The sequence below is a fragment of the Polaromonas sp. P3_C2 genome (genome assembly GCF_056402675.1).
Genome location: NZ_JBFUGX010001183.1, coordinates 1 through 685, shown reverse-complemented (window position 1 = coordinate 685; position 685 = coordinate 1). Strand labels below are relative to the sequence as shown.

Sequence of the window (685 nt, the reverse complement as noted above, 5' to 3'; positions counted from 1 at the left end):
CTCCAGCGCGCTGTAGCTGTAGCTCACCGTGCCACCGGCGTTCGTCATCGTCGCCAGTCTCCCGCGGTCGCTGTACGTATAGCTGTTGGTCCCATCGCTCGTGATATTGCCCGCCGCATCGTGTTGCACGGTGGCTGTTCCCGTGCTGTCCTGGGTCTGGTTCAGCCGGTTGCTCGTGGTGGCAATCGTGTTGGGGTAGCTGGTGCCGCCAATGACTTTGGCCGTACGGTTGCCGGTGGCGTCGTAGCTGTACTGCACCGCACTGCTGCCCAGAGTGGCGCTGATCAGCCGGTTCAGGTTGTCATAGCCAAAGCTCTGGTCCAGGCTGGGCACCGGAGTCCCGTTGCTGGTGTGGSTGTAGCCGGTGATGCGCCCGGCGCTGTCCCGGTTAACGGTGCGACGGATGCCAGTGCTGGTTGGGTCGCCCAGGTTGTATGCGCTGATCTGGCCGTTGGCATCATAGGCAATCGCCTGAGTCTTGCTGCTGGCCCAGCTCCAGCCAGTCAGTTTGCTTTCAGCATTGGTAGTGATGCCTGCTATCAGCGGCAGGGTGGTGCCGGTATTGGTGCCCACGCCGTTGGCGTTCGGCGGATTGACCGTGACGGCATTGACCACGCCCTGGGCATCGTAGCTGTAGTTGACCTTTGTTCCGCTGGGGTAGGTGATTGCCGTGAGTTTGTCCAAC

Annotated in this window: 1 pseudogene; it reads right to left on the bottom strand. The window is 61.8% G+C overall.

Going from position 1 to position 685, the window contains the following annotated elements:
- Positions 1-685, bottom strand: a pseudogene (locus AC1DWI_RS25470) (hypothetical protein); the annotation flags it as partial.